Genomic DNA, 18201 nt, shown 5'->3' on the forward strand with positions numbered 1-18201 from the left:
AACCCTACTGCCAGACTTTTTCAGCTATCTAAGGGTATAATCAAGCCCTATAAGTTTTCATTACTCAGTCAGAACTAGGCAAAGAATAGTTTTCATAGCAATATCACCCATAAAAAATATAACCTTTGAAAGGTGCGAGCTACTCTAAAATTTTATATACGTATAATAAGGATCTTAGGAGACAGCAAAGAAAGTATGAACAGCACACAAGTTGCTCTGAGAAATGAAGTTCGGCAACTTGCTGATGAAGCTTTTCACAACAAGCTTATTTCTGGTCATGGAGATGGCCCAGACAGCAACGAGTACCAAATAGTATATCAGGGCAAACCCAGGCATCTTCCATTAGAGCAAGCACGTTTTTTCTTAATTAACTTGCTTTATAGAAGTCGGCTTCATTAAATAATAACCATCTGGCTGTAGATGTTTAAATCATGGCAATAAAGCCAAAATTTTAAAAGAAGATGTTTTGCTGCTGATGGCTGGAGTAAAGAGCAAAAATAATTAAACAAGCCTCTAGAGTAATTTTCTAGAGGCTTATTAAACTGATTTTTTAATATTATTTATAAAAATTAATGTTTTACTGAAAAATAATATTTATTATTTTAAATTTGAAGATTGGAAATATCTACATAACCAACAATTTTAAAGTTAATTTTTGAATCTACCAAATGGACGATTTTATAGTTCTAATTGTCATGTTTTATTGAAATGGATTAACTAATCTCAGGTGACATCATGGTGGCGAGCGAAATGAAACGGCAACTAGTGATTATTGGTGGTGCTGAAGATAAAGAGGGAGATTGCCAAATTCTACGGGAGTTTCTGCGACGGGCAGGGGGAACGAAGGCTAGTATCGTCATTATGACAGCGGCAACAGAACTCCCAAGAGAAGTTGGAGAAAATTATATTAGAGTGTTTGAGCGCTTGGGAGCGGAAAGTGTTCGTATAGTTGATACAGAAAGCCGTGAAGATGCATCTTCATCTACTGCTTTAGAAGCGATTGAGAAAGCAACTGGAGTCTTTTTTACCGGGGGAGATCAAGCTCGTATTACCAGCATTCTCAAGGGTACTGTACTCGATGAAGCTATTCACCGACGGTTTGCTGAAGGCATAGTTGTGGCTGGTACAAGTGCGGGTGCTGCCGTAATGCCTGACAAAATGATTGTAGAAGGCGATTCGGAGACAAATCCGCGGATTGAAATTGTTGACATGGGCCCTGGTATGGGCTTTTTGCCAGGAGTGGTAATTGATCAGCATTTTTCACAGCGTGGTCGCCTGGGACGCTTAATTTCGGCTTTGTTACAAGAACCTGCTGACTTAGGATTTGGCATTGACGAAAATACCGCTATGGTAGTGACCGATAACCAAATTGAAGTGATTGGTGAAGGTGCAGTCACAATTGTTGATGAGTCAGAAGCTACACATAACAATATTGACGAAATCTTGAAAGATGAGCCTTTAGCTATTTTCGGCGCTAAACTTCATATCTTGCCACATGGCTACAAGTTTGATCTAAAAAGTCGCAGGCCTATCCTACAGAACGCTTCTATAGCTGATGCTTCTATACCTGTTGGTTCAGCAAATAGCTAACTTTAATTAGATGCATTTGAATTAAGTGGGGAGTCAATATTTATCGATTAGTAATGTCTATTTTTATCAGAATCCCCCAACTAACGCCCGGAAAATAGGGTTGAAATAGTCCCATTTTTCAGGAAATGGGGGGGATTCATGATTTTATTCTTAATCAAAAACAGTCGTTTCCTACAAGCAAATTTTCTTCAATGGAACTCTAGACATTTTCTAACAGGTTGAGATGGCAAAGTTAATTGAATTTAAATTGTTTGCTCCTCGTAACAAAGGAGCTGCCTTAATCGGGTCATTTTCCGAATGGCAAGAAATCCCAATGGAAAAAGGAGAAGACGGTTATTTTCGCACCCAAACAGAACTAGAGGACGGTATTTATCAATATAAATTTCGTGTTCAGAGTAAAAGTCCTAATTTTGCACCTGATGAATGGGTAGAAGTCATCGACCCTTATGCAACAGACGTTGATGAACAAAAAAAAGTCGGTGTATTGCAGATTAAAAATGGTAAGCGAATCGTTGATAGTTATATTTGGCAGCATGACGATACGCCATTACCAGAAAATAAAGAATTAATAATATATGAAATGCACGTTGCTGATTTTACTGGCGGCGAGGTTGATAGTGAGAAACGAGGAAAATATTTAGATGCTATTGAAAAGTTAGATTACCTACGAGAATTAGGCATTAATGCAATTGAATTAATGCCAGTGAATGAGTATCCTGGAGATTATAGCTGGGGCTACAAAATACGTCACTTCTTCGCTACAGAATCTAGCTATGGTTCAACAGCAGATTTAAAGCGATTTATTGATGAGTGCCATAGTAGAGGCATTCGGGTTTTCATTGATGGAATTTATAACCATACTGATGAAGAGTGCCCGTTAATGCTAATTGATAGAAATTACTGGTACTACGAACACATGCATTATCCCGAAGACCCAGAAAATTACTGGGGGCCAGAGTTGAACTACGATAACTATGACGAAGAATTAGACGTTAAACCTGCTTGGAAATATATCGGGGATGTAGTGCGCTTTTGGGTGCAAGAGTATCACATTGACGGAATCCGCTATGATGCAGTGCGCCAATTAGCTAACTTTGAATTTATGGACTGGCTTGCCCAACAAGCAAAAAACAATAGTGTCCGCAAGCCGTTTTACAATATTGCCGAACACATTCCTGACACCAGCAAAGTCACAGCACCAGAAGGGCCAATGGATGCTTGCTGGCATGAAAGTTTTCACTACTTTATAGTTCCACATATTTGCGGTGAAAAATTTGACTTAGAAAATCTCAAGCAGGTCTTAGAACCCAGACGGCAGGGTTATAAAACTGCTACAAATGCGATAAATTATTTGGCAACACACGATCGCGAACGTTTATTTAGAGAATTAGGCGAATCGGGTATCTTTGATGAAGCAGCATTTACACGAGCCAAATTAGCCGCTGTGCTATTGATGACAGCGATGGGTGTACCAATGCTGTGGATGGGAGAAGAATTTGGTGAACATAAGCGCAAAAGCCAAAGCGTTACTCAACCAAAGAAAATTGCTTGGCCGTTGTTAGAAAAAACCGAAAACCACGATTTATTTGAGTATTACAAAAAACTCATTGCCCTCCGTACAAAGAACCTAGCTTTGCAAAGTGATTATATAGACTTTTTCCACGAAGATGTAGAGGCAAGAATTTTAGCATATGCCCGTTGGGATGGGCAAGATTCTCAAGTCGTAGTTGTAGTAAATTTTTCTGATGAAAATTTAACTCAATATCATCTTCCCAACTTCCCCATTGCTGAACATTGGCAAGATTGGTTCGCCAACTATCAAGTAGAAACTGGGGATGATGGTATGGTTACTGACCTACAACCCTACACAGCCAAAATATTTGTTTCCCAATAGTAGCAGTCAAGTGGATTCACCCTACAGCTTGAGGGCTGTGATATTATGAGAGACTGCTGCATAAATTTAGAAAAATCGGAAATTGAATCGATCATGGCCCTGACGCAACAGCACAAACAAGAAATCATTTCTAACTACCAAGTTCACGAAACTGATACCGGCTCTGCCGATGTTCAAATCGCCATGTTAACTGAGCGCATCAACCGCCTCAGCCAACATCTCCAAGCGAATAAAAAAGACCATTCTTCTCGCAGAGGGTTGTTAAAGCTGATTGGTCAGCGCAAACGCCTTCTATCTTATGTTCAACAAGAAAGCCGGGAAAAATATCAAGCTTTGATTGGCCGCTTGGGAATTCGTGGTTAAGGACATCGCTTATGTCTGCTGAAGAATCTGAACGCAGTCGCTTGCCTTTTGAACCAAACAAAAAGCGCCAAAAACCAGCAAAAGCTAAGAATCAGCCACCAGCACAGCCAAAGGAATCTGGTAAACAGGTTGGCAAGCAGCCACCTTTCACCAAAGAAGAGATGGCAATTCCGCAAGTTGTTAGCCAGCGGATGATTCGGCGAGTAGCTGGATTTTGTGGTATACCGACAGCTTTGGGCATTACCACCCTGGTTGTTAGCTATCTGCTGCCCACCTATACCGGCATCAAACTAGCTCCTATTGCCGTGTTATTGGTAAACATGGGTTTTTTCGGTTTGGGAGTGTTGGGGATCACTTATGGTGTTCTCTCTGCCTCTTGGGATGAAGAAAGAATCGGTAGTTGGCACGGTTTGGGTGAGTTCGGCACAAACTGGGGAAGAATGGTCGCTGTTTGGCGCGAAACTCGGCAAAAGAACGTATGATACTCAGCGCTCAGGTAATAGAAGACTGCAATGTTGGGTAAATTTTAGCCTGAATGTTGAAGTGTTTTGATAACTTCAACATTGCTAATTTAAAATTTATGATTTTCTTTTACACCCAACATTCAGCAATAAATCCACTGAGCGCTATAGTTACAAAATCAGAAGGTTAAGCCCCTTAGAAAGCAACTCAACTAAAAAGGGAATTTCACATGATTGTCGTAATGAAAATCGGTTCCCCAGAGGCGGAAATAAATCGCGTCAGCGAAGAATTAACTAGCTGGGGGCTGACACCAGAAAAAATTGTGGGTAAGCATAAAGTGGTTATTGGCTTAGTAGGTGAGACCGCCGACTTAGACCCGCTACAAATTCAGGAAGTTAGCCCTTGGATTGAGCAAGTGTTGCGAGTAGAGCTACCTTACAAACGTGCTAGTCGTCAATTCCGTCATGGGGAAGCGTCTGAGGTGGTGGTTGACACTCCCGATGGGCCAGTTGTATTTGGTGAACACCATCCCTTGGTAGTGGTTGCGGGCCCTTGCTCTGTAGAAAACGAAGAAATGATTGTAGAAACGGCCCAGCGCGTTAAGGCATCGGGAGCAAAGTTTTTGCGCGGTGGTGCATACAAACCCCGAACTTCACCCTACGCCTTCCAAGGACACGGCGAGAGTGCTTTGGAATTGTTAGCCAAGGCTAGGGAAGTAAGCGGAATGGGGATCATTACAGAAGTCATGGACGCAGCTGATCTGGATAAAATCGTGGAAGTTGCCGATATGATCCAAGTAGGGGCAAGGAATATGCAGAATTTCTCCTTGCTCAAAAAAGTAGGCGCACAACCGAAGCCAGTTCTCTTAAAGCGGGGAATGGCGGCTACTATTGAAGACTGGTTGATGGCTGCCGAGTATGTTTTAGCGGCGGGAAATCCGAATGTAATTTTATGTGAGCGAGGAATTCGCACCTTTGACCGCCAGTTCACTCGCAATACCCTGGATTTATCGGTAGTGCCAGTTTTGCGAAAGCTGACTCACCTACCAATTATGATTGATCCCAGTCACGGTACAGGTTGGTCTGAGTTTGTACCTTCAATGGCAATGGCTGCGATCGCAGCTGGATCTGATTCTCTCATGATTGAGGTTCACCCCAACCCGAAGAAAGCTTTGTCAGATGGCCCTCAATCTCTGACACCAGAAGCTTTTGACCACTTAATGCAAGAATTATCAGTGATTGGTAAGGCTGTAGGACGCTGGCAACCAGCAGTTGCCCTAGCTTGAAAATTAACAATGTCCTCACTCTAGAAGACTTGTCGTTACCTACTGGTCTGTTTCATCAATTTTGATAGATTGTAGAGAAGTTGTATGCAACTTCTCTACAGGGTTGCGATGGTAGATTAATCGGCGTTGCATAAATGCAAAGACCAAGGCTAAAGATTTCTTCTTTGCGCCTACCCTTCGGGTGAATCCTACGGATACGCTACGCGAGCGGCAGTTGCTTCAAGTCGCTTAACCCTTTCGGCAGTCGCTCATGGGGAGCCACTGCGTTGCGCGGGTTTCCCGCGTTGTAGCAAGTGGCGTGGAAACCCCCTGCGTACCCGTCGCTGTCTCACCAACGCACTGCCTCACCACTCCGTGTCTATGCGCGAAACAAAATTCATCCCATAAATCAGCAACGCCGATTAATCCATCAGAACTAATGAGATGAACCGCTACATTGTTTAAATTTCTCGCTTCGTTGCTAACCCGCCTGGGAATGAATTCCCAGGCTAATAGCTAAAGTTCTCTCAAGAGGACTAAGCAGAGATTTCAGTCCACTTGAGTGGACTTAAGTTATTAGCCCGAACTTTAGTTCAGGGCGGGATATCGGTCAGTGCAATACTTTAACTGTTACAAAAATCTGGGTAATGACAAATTAATATTGCCGCCTCAGTAAAAATTATGTAGTGTTACCGTAAATGCCTGAATTTATAATTTATAGTGCTGTGATTCGTTTAATTTATGCCGAAGCGACTCACCCGAATCTGCTTCATAAGAATTTACAAATAGCGTTTTCGGGTTGGTTTTTATCAAACTTTTTCCAACCTTACTCTCAATGATTTGGAGCTTTCATTAGGCAGTTAAAGTATACACCATTCGTTGTATTTTTGGAAGTTTATACGAATGAGTAGCCATAACTATAGATAAAATAAAACTTTTGGTATATGCAAATATAGCCCTCATTCCTTTAGGCATTGCGTGTTTACGCGCATAAAAAGCTATAACTGTACACAAAATTAAAACTTTTGATATATACAAATATATCTTCAAGTAGAAGTGGACATAATAATAAGCATATATTCTTAACTTAATGATTGAAGTGATTGGTAATTGCTTTATAGGTTTGTTATTCCTGGGATTTGGTAATTAGATATAACAATTTTCTCCGGAATAATTACAAGTTCATAGCAAGCATCCCAGAAATAAATATTCTGGATAGATTGTGCTAAATGGCAAATCGCTAAACGCAATCAAAAGAGTAGCTATAGCCTTATTTTGGAAATTTTGGTTCTGTAACTGGCTAGTTGATAACGCAAAACTTTTCGTGAAAAGAAAATATGTCAAGCAAAAAAGTTCACGTAGAAAATAATACTAACGGTCATGTTGTGTCGCCGAAGCCAAGTGAAGCCAAGCTATCGGATATGGCTAAATCACAGCCTTCAGGCACATCACCGCTGAATTTATCACCTTTCAAGAAAAATGTACAAACGACAGAAGTTTTTAAAGATGCGCCTGATATAGTTTGCCTATCTCATTTGCGTTGGAATTTTGTCTATCAAAGACCGCAACATATTCTCAGCCGTTGTGCCCAAGGAAGACGGGTTTTCTTTATCGAAGAGCCAATTTTTAGCCAAGAACCGTTGGGGCGGTTGGATGTTAGCGAAGATAACAGTGGGGTTGTGGTTGTTGTGCCACACCTACCCCAAGGTCTGAGTGAGGAAGCCGTAAACGCCGATTTACAAGTACTGATTGATGGTTTGTTTGCAGAGTATAACCTCCGCAACTACATTTTTTGGTACTACACACCAATGGCGATCGCCTTTACACGCCACTTGCAACCCCAAGCGGTAATATACGATTGCATGGATGAGTTGTCTGCATTCAAAGGAGCTTCACCGACTTTAAAAAACTACGAAGCTGAACTATTCCGCCGTGCAGACTTAGTATTTACTGGGGGACAAAGCCTTTACGAAAGTAAAGTCAATCAACATCCTAATGTCTATGCTTTTCCTAGCAGTGTAGATGTACCTCATTTTGCACAGGCAAGAACTACTACAGAAGAACCAGCAGATCAGGCAAATATTCCCCATCCGCGCCTTGGCTTCTTTGGCGTGATTGATGAGCGGATGGATATCGAACTGCTACGCGGTATCGCCGATGCGCGTCCCGATTGGCATCTGGTAATCATTGGGCCAGTTGTGAAAATTGATCCCGCAACACTGCCACAGCGTGAGAATATTCATTATCTCGGTAGTAAAGATTATAAAGAGTTACCTACATACTTGGCTGGCTGGGACTTAGCAATGCTGCCGTTTGCGCGCAATGAGTCAACCCGCTTTATTAGCCCAACAAAGACTCCAGAGTATCTGGCCGCAGGTAAGCCTGTGGTGTCTACCACAATTCGGGATGTAGTACGTCCCTACGGAGACTCGAAGCTGGTACGAATTGCAGACACAGTCTCTGATTTCGTTACCGCTATAGAACAGGCAATGCAAGAAGATACTCCTGCATCGGGATGGTTAAGCCGAGTAGATAGCTTTTTAGAGCAGATATCTTGGGATCGTACCTGGGCATCAATGATGAAGCTCATCGACTCTGCTATTGCTGCCCGCGACAATGAAGAAAAAAATAACTCTAAGGGCGTAGTCTCTGGAAAACAAGCTCCAAACGTTATTACCAGAGACTTTGTTTTTGATTACTTAATTGTAGGTGCGGGATTCTCTGGCAGCGTCATCGCTGAACGCTTGGCCAGCCAGTCAGGGAAGAAAGTGCTGGTAGTAGACAAGCGCAATCACATCGGCGGCAACGCTTACGATCATTATGACGATCATGGCGTCTTGGTACACAAGTACGGCCCTCACATCTTTCACACCAACTCCCGCGAAGTCTTTGAATACCTCTCGCGCTTTACGCAATGGCGGTCTTACGAGCATCGCGTCCTTGCTAGCGTAGATGGACAGCTTGTGCCTATTCCAATCAACCTCGATACGATCAACAAGCTGTATGGGATGAATCTCAATTCATTTGAGGTAGAGGAATTTTACAAGTCACTTGCTGAACCAGTAGAAAACATCCGCACCTCAGAAGATGTGGTAGTCAGCAAAGTCGGTCGAGTATTGTACGAAAAGTTTTTCCGAAATTATACCCGCAAGCAATGGGGACTCGACCCATCAGAACTTGATAAATCAGTGATTGCCCGGATTCCTACCCGTACCAACCGCGACGATCGCTATTTCACAGACACATACCAAGCAATGCCACTGCATGGTTTTACCAGGATGTTCGAGAATATGTTAAATCATCCGAATATCAAGGTAATGCTCAACACTGATTACCGGGAAATTCAAAAAGCGATACCTTGCCGCGAGATGGTTTACAGCGGGCCCGTTGATGAGTACTTTGATTATCGTTATGGCAAACTGCCGTATCGCTCGCTTGATTTCAAACATGAAACACACAACACCCAAGTATTTCAATCTGCACCAGTAATCAACTATCCCAACGAGCAATTGTATACTCGTGTGACAGAGTTTAAATACCTGACTGGTCAGGAACACGCCAAAACTAGCATCGTATACGAGTTTCCCAAGGGAGAGGGAGACCCCTATTATCCTGTACCACGCCCTGAGAATAACGAAATGTACAAGAAATACAAGGCGTTGGCTGATACCGCAACAGGAATATACTTTGTTGGGCGACTGGCAACCTACAAGTATTACAACATGGATCAATGTGTCGCTCAGGCTCTTTCTGTGTATAAACAAATCGGAGTTAAGGCTTGAGGATACTTGGTGTCTTACCTTGAAACAATCAAGTGGGGTAAGGGCACAACATTGTTGTGCCCCTACGAAAGACCTATATTCTCAACAATTGCAAACGGCTATAAGTGCCTTTGTGGTTAAGAAAACGAACCGCAAAGAACGCAAAGAGCGCGAAGGAAGAATAACAGAATATAAGCTTGAGCTATAACGTTATGACTGTTGATTTCAACTCAACGCTTGACACTCAGCAATCACAGCTTCCCCTGGAAGTGTGGGCTGGTCTGGAGTGTACGGTTAATCGTGTGGGTGACAAGTATTTTGACCAGTTGGAACGTAACGGTCATGCAACGCGCTTGGATGACCTGGAATTATTCGCACAACTGGGGATACAGGCAATTCGCTACCCTGTGCTTTGGGAGAGAATTGCACCCAATGGGTTGGAGAATGCTGACTGGTCGTGGCCGGATGAGCGGCTAGGACGATTACGCGAACTTGGTATCCGTCCAATTCTGGGATTAGTGCATCATGGTAGCGGCCCAGATCACACCAGTTTGGTAGATCCGGATTTTCCAGAGAAACTAGCTGAGTTTGCCCGCGCAGTGGCAGAACGCTATCCTTGGGTAACATATTACACACCTGTAAACGAACCACTAACAACGGCCCGATTCAGCGGGTTGTACGGTCACTGGTATCCTCACGGTCGGGATGATTTAACTTTTGGCCGTGCTTTGTTAGGGGAGTGTCGCGCGATCGCCCTTTCGATGAAGGCAATTAGGCAGGTTAATCCCAATGCCCAACTTGTGCAAACTGATGATTTGGGTAAGGTTTACAGTACACCCAAGCTGGCTTATCAAGCAGAGTTGGAAAATGAGCGTCGCTGGTTGACCTTTGATTTGCTCTGCGGTCGCATAGATTCAAATCATCCCATGTGGGAGTACCTGCAAATATGCGGGTTTAGCGAGGCAGAACTTGGCTGGTTTAGGGAAAATCCCTGCCCCCCAAACATTATGGGTATTAACCACTACATCACAAGCGATCGCTTTTTAGATGAGAATCTAGAAAATTACCCAGCTTGGACGCATGGTGGCAACGGCAAGGATAAATATGCAGATGTAGAGGCGGTGCGAGTTTGTCTTGAGGGTGCAGCAGGGCCACGCACATTACTTAAAGAAGCATGGGAACGTTACAAACTGCCACTAGCGATCACCGAAGTTCACCTCCACTGCACCCGTGAGGAGCAGTTACGCTGGCTTTATGAGGTGTGGAATGCAGCACAGTCAGTGCGATCGCAGGGTGTAGATGTTCGTGCTGTGACCGTTTGGGCGCTTCTAGGTACTTATGATTGGAATAGCTTAGTAACTCGCTGGGTTGGCAACTACGAATCAGGCGTGTTTGATTTGCGATCGCCAACTCCACGACCAACAGCAATTGCCAAAATGGTGCGCGACTTAGCAACTGGGAACCAACCAGACCATCCTTTACTGGAAATACCAGGGTGGTGGCATCGGCAAGAGCGTCTATTGTACCCAGCTGTGAGTTGTGGTGAGATAGTCAGTGGTGGAAACGCTAAAATTTCCAATATTTCTGTATCCTCCGCGCCTTTAGCGATCGTTGGAGCCAGAGGAACTCTAGGCAGAGCTTTTGCGCGTTTGTGCGAGGTGCGTGGTATTAAATACCGCTTATTGTCTCGTCAGGAAATGGACATTACCAATCAGGACTCGGTGGATGCGGTTCTGGCTGAGTTGAAGCCCTGGGCAGTTGTAAATGCTGCTGGCTACGTGCGAGTAGATGATGCAGAGCATGAACCTGATGTTTGCCTGCTTAATAATACAGAGGGAGCAGCAAATTTAGCAACTGCTTGTGCGCGGTATAACGTGCCACTGCTGACTTTTTCATCAGACTTGGTATTTGATGGTACTGTAACTAACCCCTATAGAGAAACTGATACTGTTGCCCCCCTGAATGTGTATGGATGCAGCAAAGCTTTAGCAGAAAAGCTGGTATTGAAGGTTAATCCGGCATCGCTAGTGATTCGCACTAGTGCATTTTTCGGCCCGTGGGATGATTACAACTTCGTAACTATAGCTCTACGTCAGCTAAGTGCTGGAAATACCTTTACCGCTGCTGATGATTCTATTGTTTCACCTACCTATGTACCCGATCTTGTCCATGCCAGCCTTGATTTGTTAATTGACGGCGAGTCTGGGTTATGGCATTTGGCAAATCAAGGTGCGATCGCCTGGGCTGATTTAGCACGGTTAGCAGCGAAAACCGCAGGCGTGAGCGTTAGCAATTTAATTGCCCGCCCCACACGAGAACTTGGTTTTATTGCCCCCCGCCCAGCTTATAGCGTTTTGGGTAGCGATCGCGGTGAATTGATGCCGTCCCTTGACAATGCAATGTCCCGCTATTTCGATGAGCTAGAAAAATTGTAAGTTGGGAGTTTTCGCAAATTATGACGACTATTTTAGTCACAGGTGGAGCCGGATATATTGGCTCTCATGCAGTATTAGCCCTGAAGCAAGCAGGTTATGAGGTCGTTGTTCTCGATAATCTTTCAAATGGGCATCGAGAAATTGTAGAAGAAGTTTTGCAGGTGAAATTGATTGTTGGTGATACGAGCGATCGCCAACTTCTCGATCAAATATTTACAACCCATGATATAGCGGCAGTGATGCATTTTGCTGCCTACATTGCCGTGGGTGAATCTGTTACTGACCCAGGCAAATATTATCGTAATAACGTCATTGGCACGCTGACATTGTTAGAAGCAATGCTGGCTGCATCTATTAACAAGTTCATTTTTTCTTCTACTTGCGCTCTTTATGGCGTACCTAAATTTGTGCCACTGACTGAAGGACATCCGCAAGATCCCATCAGCCCTTACGCAACTAGCAAATGGATGGTAGAGCGAATATTAGCGGATTTTGATCCAGCCTACAATCTCAAATCTGTGAGATTTCGCTATTTTAACGCCGCAGGTGCTGATCCCAATGGGTTATTAGGTGAAGACCACGAACCTGAAACTCATATCATCCCACTGGTGCTATTTGCAGCCTTAGGTAAGCGAGAAACTATTGCTATTTTTGGCACTGATTACCCTACCAGAGATGGTACTTGCATTCGGGATTATATTCACGTTGCTGATTTAGCACAAGCTCATATTTTGGGTTTGGAATATTTATTAAAAGGGGGAGAAAGCGAAGTATTTAATTTAGGCAATGGTAGCGGTTTTTCAGTCAGAGAAGTCATAGAAACAGCCCAAAAAGTAACAGGAAAAGAACTCAAAATTGTAGAGCGCGATCGCCGTCCTGGTGACCCCCCAATCTTAGTTGGTAGCAGCGACAAAGCACAGCAAATTTTGGGATGGAATCCACAGTATCCAAATCTGAACGAAATCATTTCCCACGCTTGGCAATGGCATCAAAAACGGCATAAGTAATAAACAGTGCTGAGTTTTGAGTTCTGAGTGCTATCTCCCCTGCACCCCTTCGGGTGAATCCTACGGATACGCTACGCGAACAGCAGTTGCTCATGGGGAACCACTGCGCCCTTGCGGGTTTCCCGCGTTGTAGCAAGTGGCGTGGAAACCCCCTGCGTACCCGTCACTGCTTCACCTGCTTCACCTGCTTCCCAATCCCTAGCCCCTGTTTCATGCATGGTGATGAAATTTTTTTCATTGAGGTGGAACAAAAATTTTTGGCATCCTCTTAACGATGGATGCTAAACAAGGTCTAGAAGCAATACAAATTATTGCACCGCGTACCGCTATCTCAATTTATTACAACGATTACACTATTTTTTAAGTCACTACTAGAAGATTTTATGCGTGGAATTGAGGCAGCAGGTTAAATACCTCAGCCACTGTGACAGTTAGAGATTCCAAATTTCATAATCTACCATTTTGATAATTGCACCAAAAAGCAGGCAGATAGCCAATCTATAGCCCCAATCGCTGAATGGGCATCGCTAGCTAATTGGTTTTATCTTATCTTTAGGAATACTTACAAGTAGAACCAAAGATAGAAAACAGACAATAATTATATCGATACAATAAAGATACTAAATCAGTAATTAGTAAAATTAATTTAAATTGAAAAAAATAAGTTAGTCATTATTTTCTATTTAGTTTTTGTATTTTTTGTCTGATAAAGAAGCTGAAAAAGAGTAGATTCATTCCCATCATGCCCAAATAATTGCATTAGTAACTTTTTGGTCATTCATCCCTTGTTACCGCTTTGGTTACAAGAACATCATGATTATATGTATATACTTTGGTGACAGCTTCCAACCGTTGATAAACAGAGAGTATTACAATATTGCGATCGCTAAATAATTTTGCTTGATATTGAGTCAGGGAAAATCAAAATTTCAAATCCAAAATCTCAAAACCAATGGCTCACTTTGGCGTTATTTGCCCACCCTATCCTGGACATCTGAATCCCCAAGCTGCATTGGGGCGAGAACTCCAATCACGTGGTCATCGTGTCACCTTCCTACAAATTCCCGATTTGGAATCAAAGGTGCAATCGGAGGGGATAAATTTTTATCCTATTGGCGAAGCGATTTATCAACCTGGCTCAATGGCTGAAGCCTTTGCACAATTAGGAAAGTTAAGTCATTTGGAGGCGTTGCGTTACTCCCTCGATTTTTGCCAGCAAATGGTGGAAATTATTTGTCAAGATGCACCCCAAGCGATCGCAGCGATAGGAATTGATATTTTGTTGGTAGATCAACTCGAACCCGTTGGCGAAACGGTGGCGGAATATCTCAATCTACCTTTTATCTGCATTTCTTGCGCTCAGGTAATTCACCGTCGAACTGATGTTCCTCCTTTTTTCACACCCTGGAGTTATCAGAATACGCAGTGGGCAAAAATCCGTAATCAGACAGCGTATTACCTTTTAGATCGCAGTTGCCAACCAATTTTAGGAGCGATTAATAACTACCGCAAACAGTGGAAGTTGTCCAAATACCGCCACATCTATGCTTCCAACGCACGACTCGCCCATATTAGTCAACAACCTGCGGCGTTTGAGTTTCCCATTCCTAACCTGCCATCGCACCTCCATTATGTAGGGCCGTTGCGAAATGCTTCACCACAATTGGTTGATTTCCCCTACGAGAAATTAACCGGACAGCCTATGGTTTATGCGTCATTAGGAAGCGTCCAGAACACTAAACACGACGTATTTCGTTGCATTGCTGCTGCTTGCGAAGATTTGGATGTACAACTGGTAATTGCTCATGGAGGTGGGATGAATGCAGAAACAGTGCGATCGCTACCTGGAAGTCCCTTAGTAGTCGAGTATGCTCCCCAACCGGAGATACTAGCAAAAGCTAGTCTCACAATTACCCATGGGGGAATGAATACAACATTGGATTCCCTGAGCTACGGCGTACCTGTGATAGCAATTCCTATCACCTTTGAACAACCTGGAACTGGCGCACGCATTCGCTCAACCGGAGTAGGAGAAGTGTTGTCTTTGCCCAAACTCAGCATTTCCACATTGCGATCGGCAATTGAGCGGGTAATAACAGAAAATTTCTACACAAAGAATGCCCAGAAAATTCAGCAGTCAATTCAACAAGCCGGCGGCGTCAAACAAGCAGCAGATATTATTGAGCAGGTTACTCAATCCCAACGTTATCAAGTTGTAGAGGCATTATAAATTTTCTTATTTCTCTTGGTAGATTAACTCAAGATTTTAAAAAGCTAAATATAAAACAACAAGAGCAAAAAATTTTTCAGCTATTAGTATATGCAAAATATTTATGGCAATGTTCAAGGCATAAAATCGAGTCAAATCAAATTATTACAACGACTGTATGAGCAACGGCAACCAGGGGATAGATTAACCACACCTGAATTTGCCCAAACATTAGCTACAATTACCACAGAAATTCATCACCCGATTTGTTGTTATATCAATCGGCGTGGGCAAGTAATCCGAATTGCTGTTGGAACTCCTTTTCAAACACAAATTCCACCGGAAGAATTACCCCGCCACAGTGCGGAACGATTGAGTGGAATTCACTGCATTGCTACTCAATTCAAATCAGAACAACCTGATGAAGGTGCGTTGATTGCAATGCTACGTCAACGCTTAGATGCTCTTGTAGTGTTAAGCGTGGCTGATGGCAAAATTAAAGCAGCAACATTAGCGCATCTTGTCCCTGATTTAGAAACTCCTTGGGAAATTTCACCTCCCCTTAATTTGGATGACTTAACCGAACAAGAATTTGATGAATTAGTTGCGGAATGGGAGCGAGAAATTTCTGAAGCTGGAGAAGGTATATTCCTCAACCAAGATATTGTATCTGACCAAGACAAAGTATTACTGGTGGGAGTGCAGACAGATGATATCTCTCCTCAACGGTTTGAAGATGGATTGCAAGAGCTGGTGCGTTTGGTAGAAAGTGCTGGAGGAATTGTATTAGATACAGTACGACAAAAACGTAGTCGCCCCCATCCACAAACAGTTATAGGTCAAGGAAAAGCGGAAGAAATTACTCTTTTGGCACAAAAGTTAGGAGCTAATTTAATTGTTTTTGACCGAGATATTTCGCCATCCCAAGCCCGCAATTTAGAAGCTGAAATTGGAATGCGGGTTGTAGACAGAACAGAAGTAATTTTAGATATTTTTGCTCAACGCGCTCGTTCTGGTGCAGGTAAATTACAAGTAGAACTGGCACAACTCGAATATATGCTACCTCGATTGCGCGGGCGTGGTCGGGAAATGTCCAGATTAGGGGCTGGGATTGGTACGCGTGGGCCGGGTGAAACTAGACTGGAGACAGAACGGCGAGTAATTCAGCGGCGAATTGCCCAGCTACAGCAAGAAGTGGACGAATTACAAGCCCACCGTGCCCGAATTAGGCAACAACGACAACAACAAGAAATTCCTGTTGTGGCATTAGTTGGTTATACAAATGCTGGTAAATCAACTTTGCTAAATGTGTTAACTAATGCTGAGGTTTACACAGCAAATCAACTATTTGCTACCCTCGATCCAACAACGCGCAAGTTGGTAATTACAGAATCTGAAACTCAAGAACGAAGGTCGATTTTACTAACAGATACTGTAGGGTTTATTCACGAACTCCCGCCACCACTAATGGATGCTTTCCGCGCCACATTAGAGGAAGTAATTGAGGCCGATGTTTTGCTTCATATCGTGGATTTGTCCCACCCAGCATGGGAAAGTCATATTGCCAGCGTTCAGCAAATCCTCGAAGAAATGCCTGAGATTCCAGAAACAAGTTTGATTGCTTTTAATAAAATTGACCGCGTAGATAGTGAGGTTTTGGCGAAAGCACAGCAAAATTATTCTGAGGCTCTATTTATTTCAGCTACTGAACGTTTAGGTTTAGAAACTTTAAAACAGCGATTGTTGCAACTGATTTTTGAACCTGTGAATGCCATTGCAGCCACACAAAACTCATAAGCACAAAAAGGGGATGGAAATTAATTCTCTAATAACCAATACCCAATCCCCTCGAAACTAAACTTGAATTTTTCTATGAACTCAAAATACGATTTTGATTACTTTCAAGGAAATTCTTTATCTGATCTGTTTGCTCAAGACGCTACAGATGGGCGTTATGCATTGTTACCAAATTATCCTGCTACTGGCAGTTGGGCAGCTTACCCTAATGTAAAAAAATACTATATTCAAGATGGTAGTAGTGAAGCCACCAAAACCTCGTTTGATAAGATTTGCCAGAAGGAACCTTGGAAAAATCTAGCTGTGCTAGGTGACGCTATTGTGGGAATTGCGATTATTTCACCCCAAAAGCCATTAATTGATTACTGGCAGGAGCATTTTGGCTTTAGCTACACCAATATGGAGAAGATGGACTGCTCAGTTTATCTTGATGAGTTAAGCCAAGGCGATCGCTTTGACAAAATTATCACTCTATTTCCCTTCGATCATCTGCGTTATGAAAAACACGCAGTAGCCCCCGATACCCACTACCGCTTACTCAGCAAAGTGACGCTAGCTGAACTTGGGGCGCAATGTCCGAAATACGATAGTTACAATCTTCACGCCGTCAGTCTTGAAGATATCCAGTTACCAGAGCAATTTCCCTACTTAATCAAAACGTCCCACGGACTCTCAGGTGAAGGTACTTATATTATCAAAAGCACCAGCGATTTAAACTATTGCTTGAAAGAGGTGAGGAAATATCTCGATATTAAATTGCTCGATCACATTATTGTCTCTGACTTTGTCAACAATGTCGTGCAGAATTACTGCGTACAGTTCTATGTCAACAAAGTAGGAGATATAACGCTCATCGGCGCTACAAGTCAACTCGTCACCTCAGAAGGCAACTATTTAGGGGGAGTAATTAACTACCGCCAAACCGACATGAGCCGATTCGGTGAGATGATTGCCGCCATTGGTGAGTATGCTCATAAGCATGGTTATTTTGGCTTTGTTGGCTTTGACGTACTAGAAGACAAAGACGGACAGCTTTATGTAATTGATGTTAATTTCCGAATAAATGGCTCGACTCCACTCTGCTTGCAGCGCCATACCCTACTAGGCATGGGAAAAGAGGTAGCTAAGTATTCCAGTGACTATCGTATGGCTGGGGCATTGGACTCTGTTTTAATGACCTTGAAACCAGAACTGGAGAGCAAAGATTTTATCATTCTGTCGGCTCTAGAGAAGGTCAAATACGGAAAAATCTACACAGAAATTTACGGGATTGTAGCTGGAGAGACGATCGCGCAAATGCAGGACAATGAGCAGAACCTAAAAAATAAGGGATTACATTGGCTTGGTGAGTCAGTGTAATCATCCCCTAAATTTCCTGCTTTCAAGAAATTGCACCCATATAACAATCTTGTATGGAAT

Annotated in this window: 13 protein-coding genes; 12 read left to right on the plus strand and 1 reads right to left on the minus strand. The window is 43.0% G+C overall.

Features of this window, described 5'->3' with window-relative positions:
- Positions 1–195: 195 nt before the first annotated feature.
- From AC5JL8_RS08770 to galE, 9 genes are all read left to right on the plus strand, one after another.
- Positions 196–399, plus strand: coding sequence for a hypothetical protein (locus AC5JL8_RS08770; protein ID WP_495879387.1), 204 nt, complete (start codon positions 196–198; stop codon positions 397–399).
- 336 nt (positions 400–735) lie between these two features.
- Positions 736–1590: a cyanophycinase gene (locus AC5JL8_RS08775; RefSeq protein WP_495879388.1), complete on the plus strand. Its 855-nt coding sequence runs from the start codon at positions 736–738 to the stop codon at positions 1588–1590.
- A gap of 223 nt (positions 1591–1813) precedes the next feature.
- Positions 1814–3484, plus strand: coding sequence for an alpha-amylase family glycosyl hydrolase (locus AC5JL8_RS08780; RefSeq protein WP_495879389.1), 1671 nt, complete (start codon positions 1814–1816; stop codon positions 3482–3484).
- Positions 3485–3577: 93 nt separating this feature from the next.
- On the plus strand, positions 3578–3847 hold the full coding sequence (rpsO, locus tag AC5JL8_RS08785) for a 30S ribosomal protein S15 (protein WP_495879567.1): 270 nt from the start codon (positions 3578–3580) through the stop codon (positions 3845–3847).
- A gap of 11 nt (positions 3848–3858) precedes the next feature.
- Entirely contained in the window at positions 3859–4329 is a 471-nt protein-coding gene (locus AC5JL8_RS08790) for a PAM68 family protein (RefSeq protein ID WP_495879390.1), read from the plus strand.
- Positions 4330–4538: 209 nt separating this feature from the next.
- A complete protein-coding gene (gene aroF, locus AC5JL8_RS08795) occupies positions 4539–5594 on the plus strand; it encodes a 3-deoxy-7-phosphoheptulonate synthase (RefSeq protein WP_495879391.1) in 1056 nt (351 codons plus the stop codon).
- Positions 5595–6910: 1316 nt separating this feature from the next.
- Positions 6911–9355 carry a UDP-galactopyranose mutase gene (glf, locus tag AC5JL8_RS08800; RefSeq protein WP_495879392.1) on the plus strand — a complete coding sequence of 815 codons (2445 nt, stop codon included), beginning with the start codon at positions 6911–6913 and terminating at the stop codon, positions 9353–9355.
- 191 nt (positions 9356–9546) lie between these two features.
- Positions 9547–11769, plus strand: a complete 2223-nt coding sequence (locus tag AC5JL8_RS08805) for a family 1 glycosylhydrolase (protein WP_495879393.1) — start codon at positions 9547–9549, stop codon at positions 11767–11769.
- A 20-nt stretch (positions 11770–11789) separates the two neighbouring features.
- The gene (galE, locus tag AC5JL8_RS08810) at positions 11790–12776 is read left to right on the plus strand and encodes a UDP-glucose 4-epimerase GalE (RefSeq protein ID WP_495879394.1); all 987 of its coding nucleotides are present in this window, start codon (positions 11790–11792) and stop codon (positions 12774–12776) included.
- Between the two features lie 71 nt (positions 12777–12847).
- On the opposite strand, the gene AC5JL8_RS08815 is transcribed toward galE, so the two are convergent.
- Complete coding sequence (locus tag AC5JL8_RS08815; protein ID WP_495879395.1) at positions 12848–12994, minus strand: hypothetical protein; 147 nt, start codon at positions 12992–12994, stop codon at positions 12848–12850.
- A gap of 734 nt (positions 12995–13728) precedes the next feature.
- On the opposite strand from AC5JL8_RS08815, the gene AC5JL8_RS08820 reads away from it, so the two are divergent.
- The 3 genes from AC5JL8_RS08820 to AC5JL8_RS08830 all read left to right on the plus strand — a co-directional run bounded on the left by AC5JL8_RS08820 (position 13729) and on the right by AC5JL8_RS08830 (position 18141).
- The gene (locus AC5JL8_RS08820; RefSeq protein WP_495879396.1) at positions 13729–15006 is read left to right on the plus strand and encodes a glycosyltransferase; all 1278 of its coding nucleotides are present in this window, start codon (positions 13729–13731) and stop codon (positions 15004–15006) included.
- A 90-nt stretch (positions 15007–15096) separates the two neighbouring features.
- Entirely contained in the window at positions 15097–16782 is a 1686-nt protein-coding gene (gene hflX / locus AC5JL8_RS08825) for a GTPase HflX (RefSeq protein WP_495879397.1), read from the plus strand.
- Between the two features lie 75 nt (positions 16783–16857).
- The gene (locus tag AC5JL8_RS08830) at positions 16858–18141 is read left to right on the plus strand and encodes an ATP-grasp domain-containing protein (RefSeq protein ID WP_495879398.1); all 1284 of its coding nucleotides are present in this window, start codon (positions 16858–16860) and stop codon (positions 18139–18141) included.
- Positions 18142–18201: the final 60 nt, after the last annotated feature.

The organism is Mojavia sp. (genome assembly GCF_059505145.1).

Bases quoted from the DNA above. Each gene is read 5' to 3' on its own strand.
- glf (WP_495879392.1), top strand. From the start codon at position 6,911: ATGTCAAGCAAAAAAGTTCACGTAGAAAATAATACTAACGGTCATGTT.
- AC5JL8_RS08820 (WP_495879396.1), top strand. From the start codon at position 13,729: ATGGCTCACTTTGGCGTTATTTGCCCACCCTATCCTGGACATCTGAAT.
- rpsO (WP_495879567.1), top strand. From the start codon at position 3,578: ATGGCCCTGACGCAACAGCACAAACAAGAAATCATTTCTAACTACCAA.
- AC5JL8_RS08780 (WP_495879389.1), top strand. From the start codon at position 1,814: ATGGCAAAGTTAATTGAATTTAAATTGTTTGCTCCTCGTAACAAAGGA.
- AC5JL8_RS08790 (WP_495879390.1), top strand. From the start codon at position 3,859: ATGTCTGCTGAAGAATCTGAACGCAGTCGCTTGCCTTTTGAACCAAAC.
- AC5JL8_RS08830 (WP_495879398.1), top strand. From the start codon at position 16,858: ATGAACTCAAAATACGATTTTGATTACTTTCAAGGAAATTCTTTATCT.
- galE (WP_495879394.1), top strand. From the start codon at position 11,790: ATGACGACTATTTTAGTCACAGGTGGAGCCGGATATATTGGCTCTCAT.
- hflX (WP_495879397.1), top strand. From the start codon at position 15,097: ATGCAAAATATTTATGGCAATGTTCAAGGCATAAAATCGAGTCAAATC.
- AC5JL8_RS08775 (WP_495879388.1), top strand. From the start codon at position 736: ATGGTGGCGAGCGAAATGAAACGGCAACTAGTGATTATTGGTGGTGCT.
- aroF (WP_495879391.1), top strand. From the start codon at position 4,539: ATGATTGTCGTAATGAAAATCGGTTCCCCAGAGGCGGAAATAAATCGC.
- AC5JL8_RS08805 (WP_495879393.1), top strand. From the start codon at position 9,547: ATGACTGTTGATTTCAACTCAACGCTTGACACTCAGCAATCACAGCTT.
- AC5JL8_RS08815 (WP_495879395.1), bottom strand. From the start codon at position 12,994: ATGCATGAAACAGGGGCTAGGGATTGGGAAGCAGGTGAAGCAGGTGAA.
- AC5JL8_RS08770 (WP_495879387.1), top strand. From the start codon at position 196: ATGAACAGCACACAAGTTGCTCTGAGAAATGAAGTTCGGCAACTTGCT.